The 16,893-nt window shown below is 68.2% G+C and carries 19 protein-coding genes; 6 read left to right on the forward strand and 13 right to left on the reverse strand.

Annotation, left to right across the window (positions count from 1 at the left end):
- Nucleotides 1-41 precede the first annotated feature (41 nt).
- From J2X92_RS11220 to J2X92_RS11230, 3 genes are all read right to left on the reverse strand, one after another.
- The gene (locus J2X92_RS11220) at nt 42-620 is read right to left on the reverse strand and encodes a YceI family protein (protein ID WP_307575703.1); all 579 of its coding nucleotides are present in this window, start codon (nt 618-620) and stop codon (nt 42-44) included.
- On the reverse strand, nt 617-1,240 hold the full coding sequence (locus tag J2X92_RS11225; RefSeq protein WP_307575705.1) for a cytochrome b: 624 nt from the start codon (nt 1,238-1,240) through the stop codon (nt 617-619). The genes J2X92_RS11220 and J2X92_RS11225 overlap by 4 nt, the downstream gene beginning before the upstream one ends.
- Nucleotides 1,241-1,330: 90 nt before the next feature.
- Nucleotides 1,331-3,127: an ATP-binding response regulator gene (locus J2X92_RS11230; RefSeq protein WP_307575707.1), complete on the reverse strand. Its 1,797-nt coding sequence runs from the start codon at nt 3,125-3,127 to the stop codon at nt 1,331-1,333.
- 83 nt (nt 3,128-3,210) lie between these two features.
- On the opposite strand from J2X92_RS11230, the gene J2X92_RS11235 reads away from it, so the two are divergent.
- On the forward strand, nt 3,211-4,455 hold the full coding sequence (locus J2X92_RS11235) for a THUMP domain-containing class I SAM-dependent RNA methyltransferase (protein ID WP_307575709.1): 1,245 nt from the start codon (nt 3,211-3,213) through the stop codon (nt 4,453-4,455).
- Nucleotides 4,456-4,479: 24 nt separating this feature from the next.
- Here J2X92_RS11235 and J2X92_RS11240 read toward each other — a convergent pair whose 3' ends face one another.
- Nucleotides 4,480-4,881, reverse strand: coding sequence for a surface-adhesin E family protein (locus J2X92_RS11240; protein WP_307575711.1), 402 nt, complete (start codon nt 4,879-4,881; stop codon nt 4,480-4,482).
- Here J2X92_RS11240 and J2X92_RS11245 point away from each other — a divergent pair.
- Nucleotides 4,849-5,469 (forward strand): putative toxin-antitoxin system toxin component, PIN family, encoded by a 621-nt coding sequence (locus J2X92_RS11245; RefSeq protein WP_373424823.1) that lies wholly within the window; start codon nt 4,849-4,851, stop codon nt 5,467-5,469. The two genes, J2X92_RS11240 and J2X92_RS11245, sit on opposite strands and share 33 nt — an antisense overlap.
- Here J2X92_RS11245 and J2X92_RS11250 read toward each other — a convergent pair.
- Both J2X92_RS11250 and J2X92_RS11255 read right to left on the reverse strand, forming a co-directional pair.
- Nucleotides 5,466-6,392, reverse strand: a complete 927-nt coding sequence (locus J2X92_RS11250) for a hypothetical protein (protein WP_307575713.1) — start codon at nt 6,390-6,392, stop codon at nt 5,466-5,468. The genes J2X92_RS11245 and J2X92_RS11250 overlap by 4 nt on opposite strands.
- Nucleotides 6,389-8,086 (reverse strand): FMN-binding glutamate synthase family protein, encoded by a 1,698-nt coding sequence (locus J2X92_RS11255; RefSeq protein ID WP_307575715.1) that lies wholly within the window; start codon nt 8,084-8,086, stop codon nt 6,389-6,391. The genes J2X92_RS11250 and J2X92_RS11255 overlap by 4 nt, the downstream gene beginning before the upstream one ends.
- 60 nt (nt 8,087-8,146) lie before the next feature.
- Here J2X92_RS11255 and J2X92_RS11260 point away from each other — a divergent pair, with 60 nt between their 5' ends.
- Together J2X92_RS11260 and J2X92_RS11265 are read left to right on the forward strand one after the other, a co-directional pair.
- Nucleotides 8,147-8,929, forward strand: a complete 783-nt coding sequence (locus J2X92_RS11260; protein WP_307575780.1) for a UPF0149 family protein — start codon at nt 8,147-8,149, stop codon at nt 8,927-8,929.
- 46 nt (nt 8,930-8,975) lie between these two features.
- Nucleotides 8,976-10,163 carry an MFS transporter gene (locus J2X92_RS11265; RefSeq protein WP_307575781.1) on the forward strand — a complete coding sequence of 396 codons (1,188 nt, stop codon included), beginning with the start codon at nt 8,976-8,978 and terminating at the stop codon, nt 10,161-10,163.
- Here the strand turns inward: J2X92_RS11265 and J2X92_RS11270 are convergent.
- From J2X92_RS11270 to J2X92_RS11285, 4 genes are read right to left on the reverse strand one after another with little or no spacing between them, the layout of a single operon-like run.
- Nucleotides 10,153-10,467, reverse strand: a complete 315-nt coding sequence (locus J2X92_RS11270) for a GNAT family N-acetyltransferase (protein WP_307575717.1) — start codon at nt 10,465-10,467, stop codon at nt 10,153-10,155. The genes J2X92_RS11265 and J2X92_RS11270 overlap by 11 nt on opposite strands.
- A complete protein-coding gene (locus J2X92_RS11275) occupies nt 10,464-10,958 on the reverse strand; it encodes a nuclear transport factor 2 family protein (RefSeq protein ID WP_307575718.1) in 495 nt (164 codons plus the stop codon). The genes J2X92_RS11270 and J2X92_RS11275 overlap by 4 nt, the downstream gene beginning before the upstream one ends.
- 1 nt (nt 10,959) lies before the next feature.
- Nucleotides 10,960-11,502, reverse strand: coding sequence for a CinA family protein (locus J2X92_RS11280; RefSeq protein WP_307575720.1), 543 nt, complete (start codon nt 11,500-11,502; stop codon nt 10,960-10,962).
- A gap of 8 nt (nt 11,503-11,510) precedes the next feature.
- Complete coding sequence (locus tag J2X92_RS11285) at nt 11,511-12,038, reverse strand: phosphatidylglycerophosphatase A family protein (protein ID WP_307575722.1); 528 nt, start codon at nt 12,036-12,038, stop codon at nt 11,511-11,513.
- A 216-nt stretch (nt 12,039-12,254) separates the two neighbouring features.
- Here J2X92_RS11285 and J2X92_RS11290 point away from each other — a divergent pair, with 216 nt between their 5' ends.
- Entirely contained in the window at nt 12,255-12,965 is a 711-nt protein-coding gene (locus J2X92_RS11290; protein ID WP_307575724.1) for a DUF3053 domain-containing protein, read from the forward strand.
- Here the strand turns inward: J2X92_RS11290 and thiL are convergent, their stop codons facing one another.
- Nucleotides 12,966-13,925 (reverse strand): thiamine-phosphate kinase, encoded by a 960-nt coding sequence (gene thiL / locus J2X92_RS11295; RefSeq protein ID WP_307575726.1) that lies wholly within the window; start codon nt 13,923-13,925, stop codon nt 12,966-12,968.
- Between the two features lie 25 nt (nt 13,926-13,950).
- Nucleotides 13,951-14,580 (reverse strand): isochorismatase family protein, encoded by a 630-nt coding sequence (locus tag J2X92_RS11300; RefSeq protein WP_307575728.1) that lies wholly within the window; start codon nt 14,578-14,580, stop codon nt 13,951-13,953.
- Nucleotides 14,581-14,683: 103 nt separating this feature from the next.
- Between J2X92_RS11300 and J2X92_RS11305 the strand changes: the two genes are divergently transcribed.
- Nucleotides 14,684-15,664, forward strand: a complete 981-nt coding sequence (locus J2X92_RS11305; RefSeq protein WP_307575730.1) for a GlxA family transcriptional regulator — start codon at nt 14,684-14,686, stop codon at nt 15,662-15,664.
- A 10-nt stretch (nt 15,665-15,674) separates the two neighbouring features.
- Here the strand turns inward: J2X92_RS11305 and J2X92_RS11310 are convergent, their stop codons facing one another.
- Nucleotides 15,675-16,889 carry a YbdK family carboxylate-amine ligase gene (locus tag J2X92_RS11310; RefSeq protein ID WP_307575732.1) on the reverse strand — a complete coding sequence of 405 codons (1,215 nt, stop codon included), beginning with the start codon at nt 16,887-16,889 and terminating at the stop codon, nt 15,675-15,677.
- Between the last annotated feature and the right edge of the window lie 4 nt (nt 16,890-16,893).

Below are 16,893 nucleotides of genomic sequence, written 5' to 3' on the forward strand. Positions count from 1 at the left end.
GCTTGAAAACGAAATCAGTTGAGAAGGCAAAAAGGCGGGGCTCAAAGCGGGCCGAGGCCCGCGAGCGTGAACTTGAAGCGAACCTGCACGTCGTTGCCGACCACCGAGGTGTCGGTCCATTCGCCGTCGCCCACCTTGTAGTCGAGCCGCTGGATCGTAAAGCTTCCGGTAGCCACCGCGTAGCCGCCAGCCGGCGCGATGGTGACCGGCACCGTGACCTGCCGCGCAATGTTCTTGATGGTGAGCTTGCCCGCCATCTCGAACCGGCCGTCGCCCAGCGCCTTGATGGCGCTCGACTGGAAGATGGCCTGCGGAAAATGCGCGGCGTCGAACCATGGAGGCTTGGGCAGCTCGGCGTCGCTCATCGGCACGCCGAGCGATGCGCTCGCGGTGTCGATCTGCAGCGCCACGGTGCCGCCCTCGGGTTTTCTTGGGTCGAAGGCCACCTGCGCGTCGAACTTCTTGAAGGTGCCTTCCACCGGCACGCCCATCTGCTTGCTGACGAAGGCGATCTGGCTCTTGTCGGCCACGAGCCGGGTCGCGGTAGGGGGCTCGGCGCCCGCGGGAGCCGCGGCGGCGAAGGCAGCGGCTGCAAGGAACAGGCAAAAGACGCGCTTCATCGGGTGGGTTCCTTGCGTGGCGCGGGCCACATGCGTTTCAGGATGCCATCGCGGTCGATCCAGTGGTGCTTGAGCACCGCCGCCACGTGCAGCAGCGCCATGGCAGCAAGCGTGAACGCGCTGCCCTTATGCAATGGCTTCAGCACGGCTTCGGCCAGCTCTTTGTCGACTGGCATGAAGTCCGGCAGAGGTAGCACGCCGAACCACACCACCGGAAACCCGAGCGCGGAGCTGTAGGCCCAGCCGAACATCGGCACCGCGAGAAAGAGCAGGTACATCAGCGCGTGGCTCGTCCGGTAGCCGGTGCGCTGCCAGCGCGGCATGGTCGCCGCCGCATGCGAGGGCAGCGGCGGCGGCGCATGGCGCAGCCGCCACAAAAGCCGCAGGGCCGACAGCAGCAGGATGGTCACCCCGGCCCATTTGTGCCAGTTGTAGAGCTTGATGCGCGCCGGCGAGAGCGGCAGGCCGGTCATGTAGAGGCCGACGCCGAGCGAGCCGACGATCATGGCCGCGAGCAGCCAGTGCAGCGCCATGGCCACCGGGCCATAGCGCAGGTCGCGCAGGGCGGCGGGCGTTTCGGCAAGGGCGGTGGCGGAGGATGGAGGTGTGTCGGCAGGCATCGGAAGCAGGACCAGCGGCCTGTGCGCGGAGCATATATCGGAAGCGGCGAAGGCACCGCACGAGCCGTGCCAGGCGCATGGCCGGCGGGGTCAGCGCCCCGATGACGCCTGCTGTGCGTGCAGCAGCACGGCATGCAGCTCGGCCGGTTGCACCGGCTTGCGCAGCGCGTGCCAGCCGCGTTCGGTGGCCAGCCGCTGGGTGGCTTCGCCGATGTCGGCCGAGACCAACGCGATCGTGAGTGACGGCTTCTGCCGCTGCAGCCGTTCCGCCAGCGCGATGCCGTCGAGCCCGCCCGGCAGCCGGATGTCGCACAGCGCCGCATCCAGCGCATGCAGGTCGGCCAGCGCCAGCGCCTCGGCCGCGCTGCCGTAGACGCGCGGCGCAAGCTGCCATTGCTGCAGCAGCGCACTGAGACTGTCGGCCACGACGGCGTTGTCTTCCACCACCAGCACGGCGAGCCCCGGCTGCAATGTGTGCGCCGCCGCTTCGGACGGCGGTTGCGCCAGGGGTGATGGCGCCGCTATCGGCGCGTCGGCCGGCGCTGCGGGCAGTTCAAAGCCGAAGACCGAGCCACGCCCCGGCGCCGAGCGCAGAGACACCTCGATGCCGAGCTGCCCGGCCAGCCGCCGAACGATCGCGAGCCCCAGCCCGTGGCCGCGCTGCAGGTTGCGTTCGGCATTGCCGACCTGCTCGAAGTCGCCGAACACCCGCTCCTGCGAATCCGCGGCTATGCCGACGCCGCTGTCGCGCACCTCGACGCGCCAGGCGCGCCCGCTGTCTCGCCGTCGCGCCCGCACCGCCAGCAGCACGCGGCCGCGCGGCGTGAACTTGACGGCGTTGTCGACCAGGTTGGCCAGCACGCGGCGCAGCGACACGGCATCGGCCCAGGCCACCGCATCGGCGGGGCAGCGCACCCAGACGCGGCCGTGGCCGACCTGGCGCGCCAGCTCGCGCAAGAGCGGCGCCAGCGATACCGCCACCGGCTGCAACGGATCGGCCGCGGCTTCGATGCGGCCGATCTCGAGCAGCTGGTTGGTCAAGCCTTCGAGCGCCTGCTGCGCCCGCGCGAGCGACGCCACCGTGTGTTGCACCAGGGGCGCGTCGGCGCCATTGTTCAGCTGCTGCCGCAGCACCTCGGCCTGCAGGCCGATGGCCATTACCGGCTGGCGCAGGTCGTGGTTGGCGGCCGAGAAGAAGCGCAGCCGTTCGGCCTGCGCCTGCTCGGAGGCGCGCAGGCCGGCCAGCGCCTGCTCGCGCAAGCTGCGCTCGTTGAGGCGCAGGCCGATGTTTTCCTCCAGTTGGCGCGAGCGTTCGGCCACCAGCTTCCACATCATTGCGGTGAGGCCAATGCCGATGACAGACACGGCCATCATGGTCGGTGCGCCGAGCCACAGCCCGGTGACGATCACGGGCGCCAGCAGCAGCGTGATCGCCAGCTGCGTGGCCGGCGTGTAGAACGAAACCGAGAACGCCGACGAGAGCGTCATTCCCATCAGCATCAGGCCGAGCAGAAGTTGCTGGTCGGCGTGGCCCGTGTTGAACAGCAGCACGCCGGCCAGGCCGTGCGCCAGCTCCCAGATGCCGGTGCGGATGGTGTGCAGGCGCTGCGCCTCGCGCAAATTCTCGGGCGTGAAGGGCTCGGGCAGGCGCTGGGGAAAAAAGCCGCGCATGATCGTCACGAGCGTGATCAGCGAGATCCACGCCAGCGCATGAGCGAGCGAGTATTGCCAGGCGAAGAGTGCCGCCACGCCGCAGTTCAGCAGGTATTGCACCAGCAGCACCGGGCCGATGGGGCGGACCGAGAGCCGCAGCACCTCGCACTCGATCGCAAAGCGGTCATTTCCGGCAGCAACCGGAGCAACCATGGGCGCGGTGGTGGAATTCATCGGCCGGGCCACTATATAGAGAAGCGGCCCGTCGCGGCGACAATGGCGGTTCCCCAGCGGCCGATGATGATGGCAAACCCCCTGTGAACGATCTTTCTCTCTTTTTGCCTTGCGCCGCCGGCGTCGAGGAATTCCTGGCGCAGGAAGTCCATGCGCTCACGGGCCGCGTCGGGCAAGACCTGCTCACGCTGCGCGGCGGCGTGCGGGTGCGCGCCGAATGGCGCGACGCGCTCAAGCTCAACCTGCACAGCCGACTCGCCCAGCGCGTGCTGGTCGAGCTGGCGCATGCGCCCTACCGCAGCGAGAACGACCTGTACGCCATCGCGAGCGGCGTGGCCTGGGAGATCTGGTTCACGCCCAAGCAGACCTTCAAGATCGAGACCACGGCGCAGCACAGCCCGCTGCAGAGCCTGAATTTCGCCACGCTGCGCATCAAGGACGCAATTGCCGACCGCTTTCGCGCCAAGGCCAACGGCGTGCGCCCGAGCATCGAGACGCAGTGGCCCGACTGCCGCGTGTTCGCCCACCTGACCACCGAACACTGCACGCTCTACATCGACACCTCCGGCGAGCCGCTCTTCAAGCGCGGCTGGCGGCAGGACAAAGGCGATGCGCCGCTGAAGGAAACGCTGGCCGCCGCCATGCTGGCCGCCAGCGGCTGGTGGAACCCCGAAACCGGCCAGGTGGCCGCCGAGCCGCTGTACGACCCCTGCTGCGGCAGCGGCACCATCGCCATCGAGGCGGCGCAGATTGCGCGCGGCATTCCGGCCGGGTCGCTGCGGCGCTTCGGTTTCGAGAAGCTGCTGCCGTTCCAGGCGCACGTCTGGGATGCGATCAAGAAGGGGGCCGAATCATCGGCCACCGCGCGGGAGGTCGCGATCTTCGGTTCCGACGTCTCGCACCGCATGGTCGACTTTGCCGAGCGCAATGCAGAGCGCGCCGGTGTGGCCGAGGCGATCGAGTTCCGCGGCGGCGACGCGCTGCAGCGCATGCCCCCGGCGGAGGGCGGCGTGATCATGCTCAACCCGCCCTATGGCGAGCGGATCGAGGTCGGCGGCGTGGCGCGCTTCGGCGCCCGGGAGGCCGCGCAGACGTCCGGCAATGGCGAAGGCGGCGGCGAAGGTGAAGATGGCGGCGAGTTCTTTCCGCAGCTCGCCACGCACTGGAAGAAGAACTACTCCGGCTGGACCGCCTGGGTGCTCACGCCCGACCTGAAACTGCCCAAGCGCATGCGGCTCAAGGAGTCGCGCCGGGTGCCGATGTGGAACGGGCCCATCGAATGCCGCCTGTTCCGCTTCGACATGGTGGCCGGCTCGGCCAGAAAGTAGGCAGACCGGCGATCCGGCGGGGGGTTACTTCACGCCAACGCCGCACGCTGCGTTCACCGTCCTGGCCGCCAAGTCGCCGGGCAGGCCGTCGAATTTCATCGGACGGACATCGCTCTCGTCGAACTCCCGCACCGCCAGCGGCTCCCCGACGAAGTTCGGCTGCCCGAAATAGGTGGCGCTCACGTAGCGTGCCTTGCGGGCGTCGCAGTCCACGCTGGCCTTTGCCGCGACTGACCGGAACTTGAGGCCGTCCTGGCCGGTGCGGGGCTCGGCCAGGCTGATCCGCACCGCCACGAGCCGCTTGCTTCCGTCCACCACCACGCTGGTCGGGTCCACCTGCACGTAGCTGTTGGCTGCTTCCCCGGCCGAACCGGTCAGGGTGAGCCACTCCGCATGGGCCAGCGGTCCGGCCAGAAGAGCGAGCAACAGCAGGGAAGGTCGTTTCATCATCGGAAGTTTCGAAAGGCGCCGGGCACGGACCGGGCAACAGATTGTGAATGGACGATACGGTTTGCGCCTTGCGATGGCACATGGGGCAACATCGGGGTTATTCCAAACGCACAAATTTTCATTTCTCCAGAAGAAGCAAACGCCGCGCCGGGCGCCTTCGTTGTCATCGACACCAACATCGCGCTCGATCTGCTGGTGTTCGACAACCCCGACTGCCTGCCGCTGGCCGCCGCGCTCGCAGCCAGCCAATTGCGCTGGCTGGCGACGGCCGCCATGCGCAGCGAGCTGGCGCGGGTGCTCGGCTACCCGCTCATCGCGGCCCGGCTGGCGCGCAGGAACCTGGCGGCAGAGGCCGTTCTCGCGGCCTTCGACGAGCGCGTGCAACTGGTTGCGGATGTGCCGCCACGTGCCCCGTGCGTCTGCAAGGACCCGGACGACCAAGTCTTCATCGATCTGGCGGTGGCCCGGCGCGCACGGCTGCTCAGCAAGGACCAAGCCGTGCTGACGATGCGCAAGCGCCTCGCGGCGCAAGGCGTGGTGGTGCAGGCGCTGCTGGCGTTTTAACCGCCGGAGGAGGAGGGGGGCGGCGGCGCGCTGCAGTGCCAGCGCCCCAAGAGCCTCGCCACCGCGCGCACGCGCTGCGTGTCGCGGCCCCAGCGGCGGCTGGCCGGCAGCTTCTGCGCCCACTTCATGCGCCGCGCCGCCTCGGCGATGCGCTGGCGCACGTCCTCGCTCACTTCGGCCAGCGCGGCGTGCCAGTGCTGGCCGGCGGCTTCGGGCGCGGCAGCCTCCAGCATCATGGCCGTGGAATGCAGGTAGCTGAGCCAGTCGCGCGCCTGGCACTCGGCCAGCGTCATTACTTCGGCCGGGTCGTCCTCGAAGTCGATGTAACCGATGACCCCATCGGGGCACTGCACCAGGTTGCGGTCGAAGGCCTGGCTCAAGTGCTGGCCGCGCACGTGCACCTGCGCGATCGCGGCCAGTCCTTCGCGCCAGACCGCGAGCAGCGCGGCGGGCCCGGCCGCCGCAGCCTGGTCGAGCCGCTCCTGCAGCACGACGGTGGTGCGGCCGCTTTCGCCCAGGTCGGAGATCAGCAGGCCGTCCGGCTGTTGCGCCAGCACCGCGGGCACCCGCAGGCCCGCGGCCGCCAGCTGCCTGAGGCGCCGGGCCTCGGTGGCAATGGCCGCCTCGCCGCCCGGATTGGGCACCGGCTTGATGATGTCCAGCCGCGCCATGCGCGCAACTGCCGCCATCACGCGGTAACCCCACTTGCCGTGGCGCGGACCGGCCTTCTTGAGCCATACGCGCTCGCTGCCCAGGCGGTGGCTGGCCACGTTCTTCTGCTGCTTGGGCAGCGTGAGGCGCAGGAACTCGGCGTAATCGCCTGGTGCCGGCGCAAAGGGCTGCGCATCGAGGGGCGCCGGCGCCGAGGCCGCACCCTTGGCGCCCTGGAGGCGCGCCGAACCACCGCGTCGCAAAGGGTTCATGCGGCCAGCGGGAGGTTCGACACCAGGCCGTGCGGCCCCTGCGTCACGGGCTGAAAGCTCTCGGCACTGGCCAGCGGCCAGTAGGTGCGGAACACGTTGTGCTGCTTGTCGAGTGGGCCGAGAAGGGCGCCCGGCTGCACCTGCATCACCAGGTTGCTCAAGAGGCGCACTTCCGTGTCGGAAATGCGCCGCACGATGTGGTGCGCGGTGATCTGCTGCGGATGATCGAGCCCGGCCGCCTGCACCAGCTCCTGCAGCGCGTGCAGCGTGCTGCGATGGAAGTTGCGAACGCGGTCGGCCTTGGTCGGCACCACCAGCGCCTGCTGGCGCACAGGGTCCTGCGTGGTCACGCCGGTCGGGCAATGGCCCGTGTGGCAGCTTTGCGCCTGGATGCAGCCCAGCGCCATCATGAAGCCACGCGCCGCGTTGCACCAGTCGGCGCCCAGCGCCATCATGCGTGCCACGTCGAAGGCCGTGATCACCTTGCCAGCGCAGCCCAGCTTGATGCGGTGGCGCAGGTTCACGCCGATGAGCGTGTTGTGCACCAGCAGCAGGCCCTCCTGCAGCGGCGCGCCCACGTGGTCGCTGAACTCGACCGGCGCGGCGCCCGTGCCGCCCTCGGCACCGTCAACCACGATGAAGTCGGGCGTGATGCCGGTCGCCTGCATGGCCTTGACGATGGCGAACCACTCCCACGGATGGCCGAGGCAGAACTTGAAGCCGGTCGGCTTGCCGCCCGAAAGCTCGCGCAGCTTGGCGATGAAATGCATCATCTCGATGGGCGTGGAGAACGCGCTGTGCGAGGCGGGCGAAATGCAGTCCACCCCCACCCGCACGCCCCGGGCCGCCGCAATCTCGGTCGTGACCTTGGGCGCCGGCAGCACGCCACCGTGCCCGGGCTTGGCGCCCTGGCTCAGCTTGAGCTCGATCATCTTCACCTGCGGATCGCGCGCATTGGCGCTGAAACGCTCGGCGTTGAAGCTGCCGTCCTCGTTGCGGCAGCCGAAGTAGCCCGAGCCGATTTCCCAGATCAGGTCGCCGCCATGCACCCTGTGGTGCTGCGAGATGGAGCCTTCCCCGGTGTCGTGCGCAAAGCCGCCCAACTTCGCGCCCTGGTTGAGCGCGAGAATCGCGTTGGCCGACAACGCGCCGAAGCTCATGGCCGAAATATTGAAGACGCTCGCGCTGTACGGTTGGGTGCAAACCTGGGCCGGGTTGGCCTCCGCGGGTTGAGGCGTGCCGCCGATCACGATGCGGAAATCGTGGTTCTCGAGCCGGGTCGGCTGCATCGAATGGTTGATCCACTCGTAGCCCGCGATCGTCACGTTGAGCTGTGTGCCGAAAGGGCGGTTGTCCGGGTCGCCCTTGGCGCGCTGGTACACCAGCGAGCGCTGCGCGCGCGAAAACGGCGCCGCCTCGGAATCGCTCTCGATGAAATACTGGCGCATTTCTGGCCGGATGAATTCGAGCAGAAAGCGCAGGTGGCCAATCACCGGGTAGTTGCGCAAAATGGCGTGGCGCGTCTGGCGCAGGTCGTGCACGCCGGTGCCGCTGAGCGCCGCAAAAACCACCAGCGCCACCCAGGCGGCCCAAAGGTGCGGGGCCACCAGCACGACGGCCAGGCTGACGGCCAGGCCGGTCACGCACAGGGCAAAGGCGCTGTAGCGCGCCGGAAACGGAATAATCGTGGGCATGGAGATGAGTGGACTGCCGGAGCCTGCTGCATCATAGAGGGCTGCCCCGAACTTGCCATGATGACGACCACCAACGACACCCCCCAGGACGCAGCGCCCGCGTCCGCCCCCCTCGGCCCCGAGGATTTCGACGCGCTCGACCAGGCGCTCGATGCCATGCGCGAGCACGACGAGGAAATTCCCCAGTGGGAGTTCTGCGAAGGCTTCATGGCCGCGCTGATCTGCACCCGCCGCACCATCGAGCCGGCCGAATACTGGCCCGTGCTGCTGGGCGATGGCTTCGTGCCGGCCCAACACATGGAATTCGTCTGGAACTGGAAGCGCCGCTGGCGCGAGATCGAAGAGGGCCTGGACGCCGGCGTGCAGTCGCTCGACGACGAGCGCAGCTGGCAGCCCGAGGTGCTCGACACCCGCGGCGCCATTGCCTCGCTGCCCGAGGAAGAGCGCGCCGCGGTCGAGGGCGAAGAAATTCCCTCCTTCGCGCAGGTCTGGGCGCTGGGCTTCATGTACGCGGTCGAAAACTGGCCCGAAGACTGGGCCACGCCGCGCGACAAGGAAGCCGCGCAAATGCTCGACGACGCGCTCGACAACATCGTCGCGCTGACCGAGGACGACAAGGCCAAGCCCACCCTTTCGATGTTCAGCGACGACGGCCCGCCCAGCGTGAGCCAGCAGCGAATGGACGATTTCGGCGCCGCCATCTGGGCCGTGTACGACCTGCGCCAGCTCTGGAAGAGCCTGGGTCCGAAGGTAGAGACCATCCGCAAGGAAGCGACACCCGGCCGCAACGATCCCTGCCCCTGCGGCAGCGGAAAAAAATACAAGAAGTGCCACGGTGCCTGACACCGGCCCGGCCAGCGCAGCGCTCACGCCGCGCGCGGCGTGGGCCATGGTGCTGGCGCTTTGCGCCGGGGTGGCGCTGAGCCAGGCCTTCCGCACCGTGGGCGCCATCATGGCGAGCCCGCTGCAGGCCGACTTCAGGCTCTCGGCCCAGGCGCTCGGCATTTTCTCGGGGGCATTCCATTTCGCCTTTGGTGCCATGCAGCTCTTCATGGGCATCGGCATCGACCTGCACGGCGTGCGGCGCACGGTGCTTGTCGCCTTTCCGATCGCCATTGCGGGCGCGCTGCTGTCGGCGGTGGCGCCCAGCTACCTGGTGCTGGTGGCGGGACAGGCGCTGATCGGCATCGGCTGCGCGCCGGCCTTCCTGGTGTGCACCGTGTTCATCGCGCGGCACTTTCCCTCGGCGCGCTTCGCCACCGTCTCGGGGCTGGTGCTCGCCATCGGCGGTGTCGGCATGCTGGCGACCGGCACGCCGCTCGCGTGGCTGGTGCAGGCGTATTCCTGGCGCGCCGGGTTCCTGGTGCTGGCCGCGGCCTCGGCACTCGCGTGGCTCGCCATCTGGCACTGGGTGCACGAGCCCGCGTCGGCCGTGCCCGAGGTGAACGAGTCCATTCCCGAGGCGATCCGCCAGTTCGGCGCGCTGCTGGCCATGCCGCACACGCTGGGCATCGTGCTGCTCGGCGCGGTGACCTATGCCGCGTTCATCTCGCTGCGCGGCCTCTGGCTCGGGCCGCTCATGATGGAGCGCCACGGCTATTCGCTGGTGCAAAGCGGCAACGTCGCGCTGGCGGTGTCAGTGATCTCGCTTCTGGGCGCGCCGCTGTTCGGGCGCCTGGACCGGAACGGCCCCGCGCGCCGCCGCTGGATCGTGGCCTGCGCGCTCGGCTATGCGGGCCTGTTCGCGCTCATCGCCTTCACGCACTCGGCCTGGCTCGACGTCGGCGGCATGGTGCTGATCGGCGTGCTCTCGGGCTTCATCGTCTGGCAATACGCCGACGTGCGCGTGGCCTACCCGGTCACGCTCACGGGCCGCGCGATGGCGGTGTTCACCATGGCGATGTTCCTCGGCGTGGCGCTCATGCAGTGGGGAACCGGCGTGGCGGCCTCGGTGGCCGCGGCACATGGCGGCGATCCGCTCACGGCCGTGCTGGCCACCATCGCACTGCTGCTGGTGCTGGGCATCGCGGCCTTCGCGTGGCTGCCCGCGCCAAAGGCCGACGCTCTCAGATCTTGAAGGCGCGTTGGATGTCGGGCCGCACGAGGTCGGCGTATTCGCGGTGCTTGCGGATGTAGCCGGCGATGAACTGGCACACCGGAATGACGTGCAGGCCCTTGGCGCGCGCCTCGTCGAGCACATGCCGCGCAATGCCGGAGCCCACGCCCTTGCCTTCGTGCTCGGGCAGCACCTCGGTGTGGGTGAACATGATGGCGTCGGTCAGCAGGTTGTATTCGGCATAGGCCGCGAGCTGGCCCTCGAGCATGGCTTCGTAGCGATGCTGGGCTTCGTTGTTGGTGATGACGAGGTTGCTGTTGCTCATGGTTGGCGTGCGAGATAGGTGGCGAGATTGGCGGCGGCTGTGGCGCGTACCTTGTTGCGCAGCATCGGCGTCCAGCCGAGCAGAAGGCCGGGGGCACCCAGGGCCTGGCGCGACCAGGTCCAGAACGCAAAACTGTCTTGCTGCGTGGCGATCAGTCCTTCCGGCGTGAAGCTGAAGCGCGAATCCACGCTGTTGTCGACCAGCCGGCCCGTGGCGCTGAAGCGGTAGTGCGCGTCCCAGTGGGCCTGGCCGCTGGTGTCGTCGGCGTGCACGTCGCGCCAGGTCAGGCGCCAGACGTCGGCGCCCTTGGCCCGGGTGGCATCGCACAGCATGCGCCACATGCCGCCCACCTGGCGCCGACCGCGCAGCGAAAAGGCCTCGTCGTCGAATGCCGCATCGCTGGCATAGCAGGCCGCCATGGCGGGGCCGTCGAGCCTTGAAAAGGCTTGGTAAAAGCGCTCGATGGTCTGGGCATTGGCTGCTGCTGTCATGTCATGGGGCCTCTTTTGTTGTGTCTGAATGCGGGCCGAGCAGGCCCACCAATGTCTGGAGCGCGTAGTGCACCGTGGCCGCGCGCACGGCGGCGCGGTCGCCCTCGAAGCGGCGGCGCTCGGTGCGAACCTGCCCGCCGACCGACCAGCCGAACCACACGGTGCCGACCGGCTTCTCGGGGCTCCCGCCTGTCGGGCCGGCCACGCCGGTCACGGCCACTGCCGCCTGGGCCGCCGATCGCGCGATGGCACCTTCGGCCATGGCGCGCGCCACGGCTTCGCTGACCGCGCCGTGGGTGTCGATCAGCGCCGTATCGACGCCCAGCAGCTCGATCTTGGCTGCGTTGGAATAGGTGACGAAGCCGCGCTCGAACCATGCGCTGGAGCCTGCGAGATCGGTGCACGCGCCCGCAATGAGGCCGCCGGTGCAGCTTTCGGCCGTGGCCATCATCCAGCCCTTCTTCAGCAGCAGATCGGCGGTGGCCGCCACCAGCACGGGCGTGGCCTGGTCGGCAAGAAAGTTCGACGGGGAGGACGGTTCCATGAAGTTCTTCACCATGCGCGCCAGAGCGCAATGACCAGCAGCGTGCAGAACGCCGCCACCAGGTCGTCCAGGATGATGCCAAAACCTGCCCGCCACCAGCGTACTTCGGAGGCGTCGCGTTGCTTGAACAAGCCATCCGCCCAGGCCACCGGGCCGGGCTTGGCGGCGTCGAAGTAGCGGAACAGGCCGAACGCGATGACCTGTGCGAGCAGGCCAGCCGGCGTGACGAGCCACAGCACGATCCAGAACGCGATCACCTCGTCCCACACGATGCTGCCCGGGTCCGCCACGCCCATGTCGCGTGCCGTGACGCTGCACGCCCACCAGCCGATGGGCAGCGAGGCCAGGATGACCCAGCCGATGGCGGCGGGCGTGAGCCACAGCTGCATCACGACGAAGGCCGCCCAGGCCCACAGCGTGCCGACGGTGCCCGGCGCGATACGGGGCAGCCCGGAGCCGAAACCCATGGCAATGAAATGCGCCGGGTGGGAGAGAAGAAAGCCGATTGTCGGACGGTGGGGCGTGGCTTGCGGCATGGCGCCTGCGGAAGAAGCAGAGGGGGCGGGAGAAGGGGAAGAAGCGGCTTGCATCAAGGCCAGAGTGTCGCGCATTCGGGCGCTGCCCAACGCCGCGCGGTGTCGCCGAGGTGGTCAAGCGATCGCTGTAAGCAATGCATGCCCTCCGATGTATTCGCCGGCGCCAACGGCCGTCGTATGCTCGGCGGCTCGATTTCAAGCAAAGGGATGGTCATCATGAAAAGAACCCCAATCCGTTTCAGCGCCTTTTGGCTCTGCCTCGCGTTCAGTGTGCTGCTCGCGGCCTGCGGCAACAAGGAGGCGGAACAGCGCACCGCCTTCATCGGCTTCCTGCAGACCCGCGTGCTCGACAAGCCGGGCCTGCGCGTGCCAACGCTCACGCCCGAAGAGAAAGCCTCTTTCGGCGACTATGCGCAGCACTACGCAGTGATTGCCGATTTCAACGAAGGCATGAACAAGTCCGTCGGCCAGCCGATGAGCCAGGTGATGGCCAAGGGTGCGCTGCGGTCGGTGGCCGATCTGGCATCGAGACGCGACGACCTCAAGGCGGCCAAGGAGGGGCTGGGCGGTCTGCGCACAGCGCTCGACAAGGAGCTGGCCAAGGCAGACGCCGCGCATGCCAGCCTCAAGCAGCCGGACGACCTGAAGCAGGTCTACGACAAGGCCTATGAAAAGACCGTCGCCACGCCGGCCGCCACCTTCAAGGAGGTGTTCCCCGCGCTCGATTCCGTGTTCGACGGCGCGCTGGCGGTGGGCGACTACCTCGAAAAGAACAAGTCGAAGATCCAGGTGTCGGGCGCGTCCCTGACCGTGAGCGATCCGGCCGTACAGGCCGAGCTCAACAAGATGCTGCAAGACCTCAACGGCCACTCGAAGGCCATCAACGCCGCGCAAACAAAAATGCAGGCGATGGTCCGAGGGCCCTGATCAGCCGAAGTGGTCGAAGGAGCCGAAGCGCTGCGCCACCGGCGCGCCGCTCGCGTCCACGATGCGCAGGCCGGCTTCGGCCTCGATGCGGCCGATGCGCGTGACGCGCGTGGCGCTTGCCTTGCCGGCCTGTTCGACTACCGCCCGCGCGGAGGGTGCCGCGGTGAAGACCAGCTCGTAGTCGTCGCCGCCCGAGAGCGCGCAGGTGCGCAGCACGTCGGAGCCGAGGTCGGAGGATGCTGCGGCCGACACAACCGAAACGGCTGCATCGGCATCGAGCGTGGCGCCCACGCGGCTCGAGGCGAGGATGTGGCCCAGGTCGCCGACCAGCCCGTCGCTCACATCCACGGCGGACGAAGCCATGCCGCGCAGCGCCTGCCCTAGCGCGACGCGCGGCGTGGGCTGCTCCATGCGTTGTCGTGCCATGGAGAACACCTCGGCCGGCAGTGCGAGCGTGCCGCGAAACACTTCGAGCGCGAGCCGTGCGTCGCCGAGCGTGCCGCTGACCCAGATGTCGTCACCGGCGCGTGCGCCCGATCGCAGCAGCGCCGCGCCGGCCGGCACTTCGCCGAACACCGTGATGCAGATGTTGAGCGGCCCGCGCGTGGTGTCGCCGCCGACGAGCTCGCAACCGTGTTCGTCGGCCAGCGCAAAAAGCCCGCGCGAGAAGCCCTCGAGCCAGGGCTCGTCGACACCCGGCAGCGCGAGCGCGAGCGTGAAGGCCAAGGGCTTCGCACCGCAGGCCGCCAGGTCGCTGAGATTCACCGCCAGCGCCTTATGGCCGAGCCGCGCCGGATCTACAGTCGAAAGGAAGTGGCGTCCTTCGACCAGCATGTCGGACGACACGGCCAGTTGCATGCCGGGCGCTGGCGCGAGCAGTGCGCAGTCGTCGCCCACGCCGAGCGGAGAGCGCTTGGCGGGGCGCTTGAAGTAGCGTGCGATCAGGTCGAATTCACCCATGGGGCGAGCATAAGCGCTACGACACTCACCCCCGCGCACGCCGGTTCGACATCACCACGTTGTCCTTCTCGATCGCCTGGCCGGCCTGCATGGCCGCGATCCAGGCCTCGGTGCTCGTCACGGCCGCAAAATTGCTGTGGAAGACGACGCTGAACACGCGGTGGATCTCCTCGGCGCTCACCCGGCCGGCCGCATTCGAATAGGGCAGCGCGCCGGTGGCGTCCGACAGGAACTCCACGTTCAGCCCGCGGTGCATCGCCTCGAACACGGTGGATGCATCGCAGTTCTGGGTCATGTAGCCGGCTACGCTCAGCGTGTCGATCTCGTGGCGCGCAAGCCAGTCGCCGAAGTCGGTGCCGGTGAAGACGCTCGGGAATGCCTTGGTCACGAGGTGGTCGTGCGGGCGCCTGGCAATCTCAGGGTGCAGCTGCCCGTTGTGGGTGTCGGCCTGGAACACCGGGGCACCCTTGGGTGCATGGTGGCGAACCACCACCACGGGCGTGCCGGCGGCATGGGCTGCGTCCATGGCCCGGGCAATGTTGGGCAGCGATTGCTCCACGGGCGGGTATTCGATCGGCAGTCCGCCGCCTTCAAAATATTCGTTCTGCACGTCGATCACGACGAGGGCGCGGCGCGGTGCGGTGGTGTTGCTCATGGTCTGTCTGCTCCGTTGGATGTGTTGTGGAATGAGGTGATTGTTCTCGCTCGGGTGCATGCGAGAAAGTGGCCCGGAAGCCATTCATCGATAAAATCGGGCCATGAAGAGCAAGCCTGCTGAGACCATCGCCGTCGTGGCCTTCGACGGCATCAGTCCCTTTCACCTATCCGTGCCGTGCATGGTCTTCGGCGAAGACCGCACCGAGGCCGGCGTTCCGCGCTTTCGTCTGCAAGTCTGCGGCACCGAGGCCGGCCCGCTGCAAACCAACGCGGGATTCACGCTCGTGGTGACGCATGGGCTCGAAGCCATCCGGCGGGCACAGATCGTGATCGTCCCTTCATGGCGCGACGACGGGCGGCCCGCACCGCCCGCGCTCATTCGTGCATTGCAGGCGGCGCACCGCCGCGGCGCCATCGTGGTCGGGCTGTGCCTGGGCGCCTTCGTGCTGGCCGAGGCGGGCCTGCTCGACGGCCGCCCGGCCACCACGCACTGGAACCTGGCTGAAGCCTTTGCAAGGCAATATCCGAAGGTCACGCTGCAGCCCGAGGTGCTGTATGTCGACGATGGCGACGTGCTCACGTCCGCAGGCACGGCAGCCGGCATTGACTGCTGTCTTCACCTGCTGCGCGTGCGCTACGGTGCGGAGGCGGCGAACCGTGCCGCGCGGCGCATGGTGGTAGCGCCGCATCGCGAGGGCGGGCAGGCGCAATACATTGCGCGGCCGGTGCCTGCCGCCGCCGAGAGCGACCGGCTCGCGCCGCTGCTCGAATGGCTGGGCCGCCATCTGCACAGTGCGCATGAGCTGGACGGCCTTGCCAAGCGCGCGCTGATGAGCCGGCGCACCTTCACGCGGCGCTTTCGCGAGGCCACGGGCACTACCGTGGGCCAATGGCTTCAGAACCAGCGCCTGGCGCTCGCGCAGCGGCTGCTGGAGACCACCGGCCATCCGGTGGAGCGGGTGGCCACCGATGCGGGTTTCGGCTCGGCGGTGTCGCTGCGAAAGCACTTCGTCGCTGCATTCAAGACCTCGCCCACGGCGTACCGCAGGCAGTTCTCGCAGGACGCAGTGGTGGCCGCCTGAATCAGATCAACTAGGCCGCGCCGCGAAAGCGCAGCGCCGCCTGCCGCACCACCTCGGCCAGCAGGCGCTCCTTGCCCTGCTTTTCGCGCAGCCATCGCGCATCGTTGCGATTGGCTTCGACGCTGGTGCGCAGCTCGCCCAAGGCCTGCGTGGCGTTGAGCGCCTCGCTGTGCCATTCGAGCTGCGTCATGGTCATGAGGATGTGGTCGCGCAGTGGCATGTGCTGGCCGCTGGCGGGGTCGACATACACCGCGTCGAGCCCGAAGCGGCAGGCCTGGAAGCGGTTGTAGGTGTAGACGAGGTAGTCGTCTTCCGTCGGTTCGAAAGGCTGCTCCTGCAGGAACCAAGCGGCCAGCGACTGCACGTAGCCTGCCAGCGCGGCCGCACGCTCCACGGTGAGCGGCGTGTCGAATACGCGGATCTCGATGGTGCCGAACTCCGGCTTGGGCCGGATGTCCCAGTAGAAGTCCTTCATGCTGCGAACGACGCCGGTGCGGGTCATGCGCTCGAAGTAGGCTTCGAACTCTTTCCAGCTCAACGTGAAGGGTGCGCGCCCCGAGAGCGGAAACGCGAACACCGAGTTGAGCCGGGCCGAGTCGAACTGCGTGTCCTGTCCCTGCACGAACGGCGACGAGGCCGACAGCGCGATGAAGTGCGGGATGTAGCGCGACATGCGGTGCAGCATCAAGAGCGCCGCGTCGGCATCGGGGCAGCCGATGTGCACGTGCTGCCCGAAGATGGTGAACTGCTTGCTCAGGTAACCGTACAGCTCCGACAGCTCGCGAAAGCGCGGCTTGTCGTAGATGCGCCGCTCGTGCCATTGCTGGAACGCATGCGTGCCGCCGCCCACCACCGCAATGTTGAGCTTGTCGGCATTCTTGATCAGCGCCTCGCGAATGGGCGAGAGCTGCGTGATCACGTCCTGCGCCGAATGGCAGATGTCGGTCGAGATCTCGATCATGCTCGAGGTCATCTCGGGCACCACGCTGCCGGGGAGCGGCGTCTGCGCCATCAGGCGCAGCATGTCCTCCGCATAAGGCGCCAGGTCGTAGTCGTGCGTGTTGACGAGCTGGAGTTCCAGTTCCACGCCGAGCGACAGCGCTTCGGAGTGGTTGAAGGGTTCGAGCTTGACCACGCGGCTCGCGGGATCGGCGGGAAGCGCCGCGGAGCGGAAGTCGTCGCTGTCCGGGTCGATCGAAAGAGGGTTGTTACTGGAAAGGGGCATGGCC

The sequence above is a fragment of the Variovorax paradoxus genome (assembly GCF_030811855.1).
In the GTDB taxonomy this organism is placed as follows: domain Bacteria; phylum Pseudomonadota; class Gammaproteobacteria; order Burkholderiales; family Burkholderiaceae_C; genus Variovorax; species Variovorax paradoxus_L.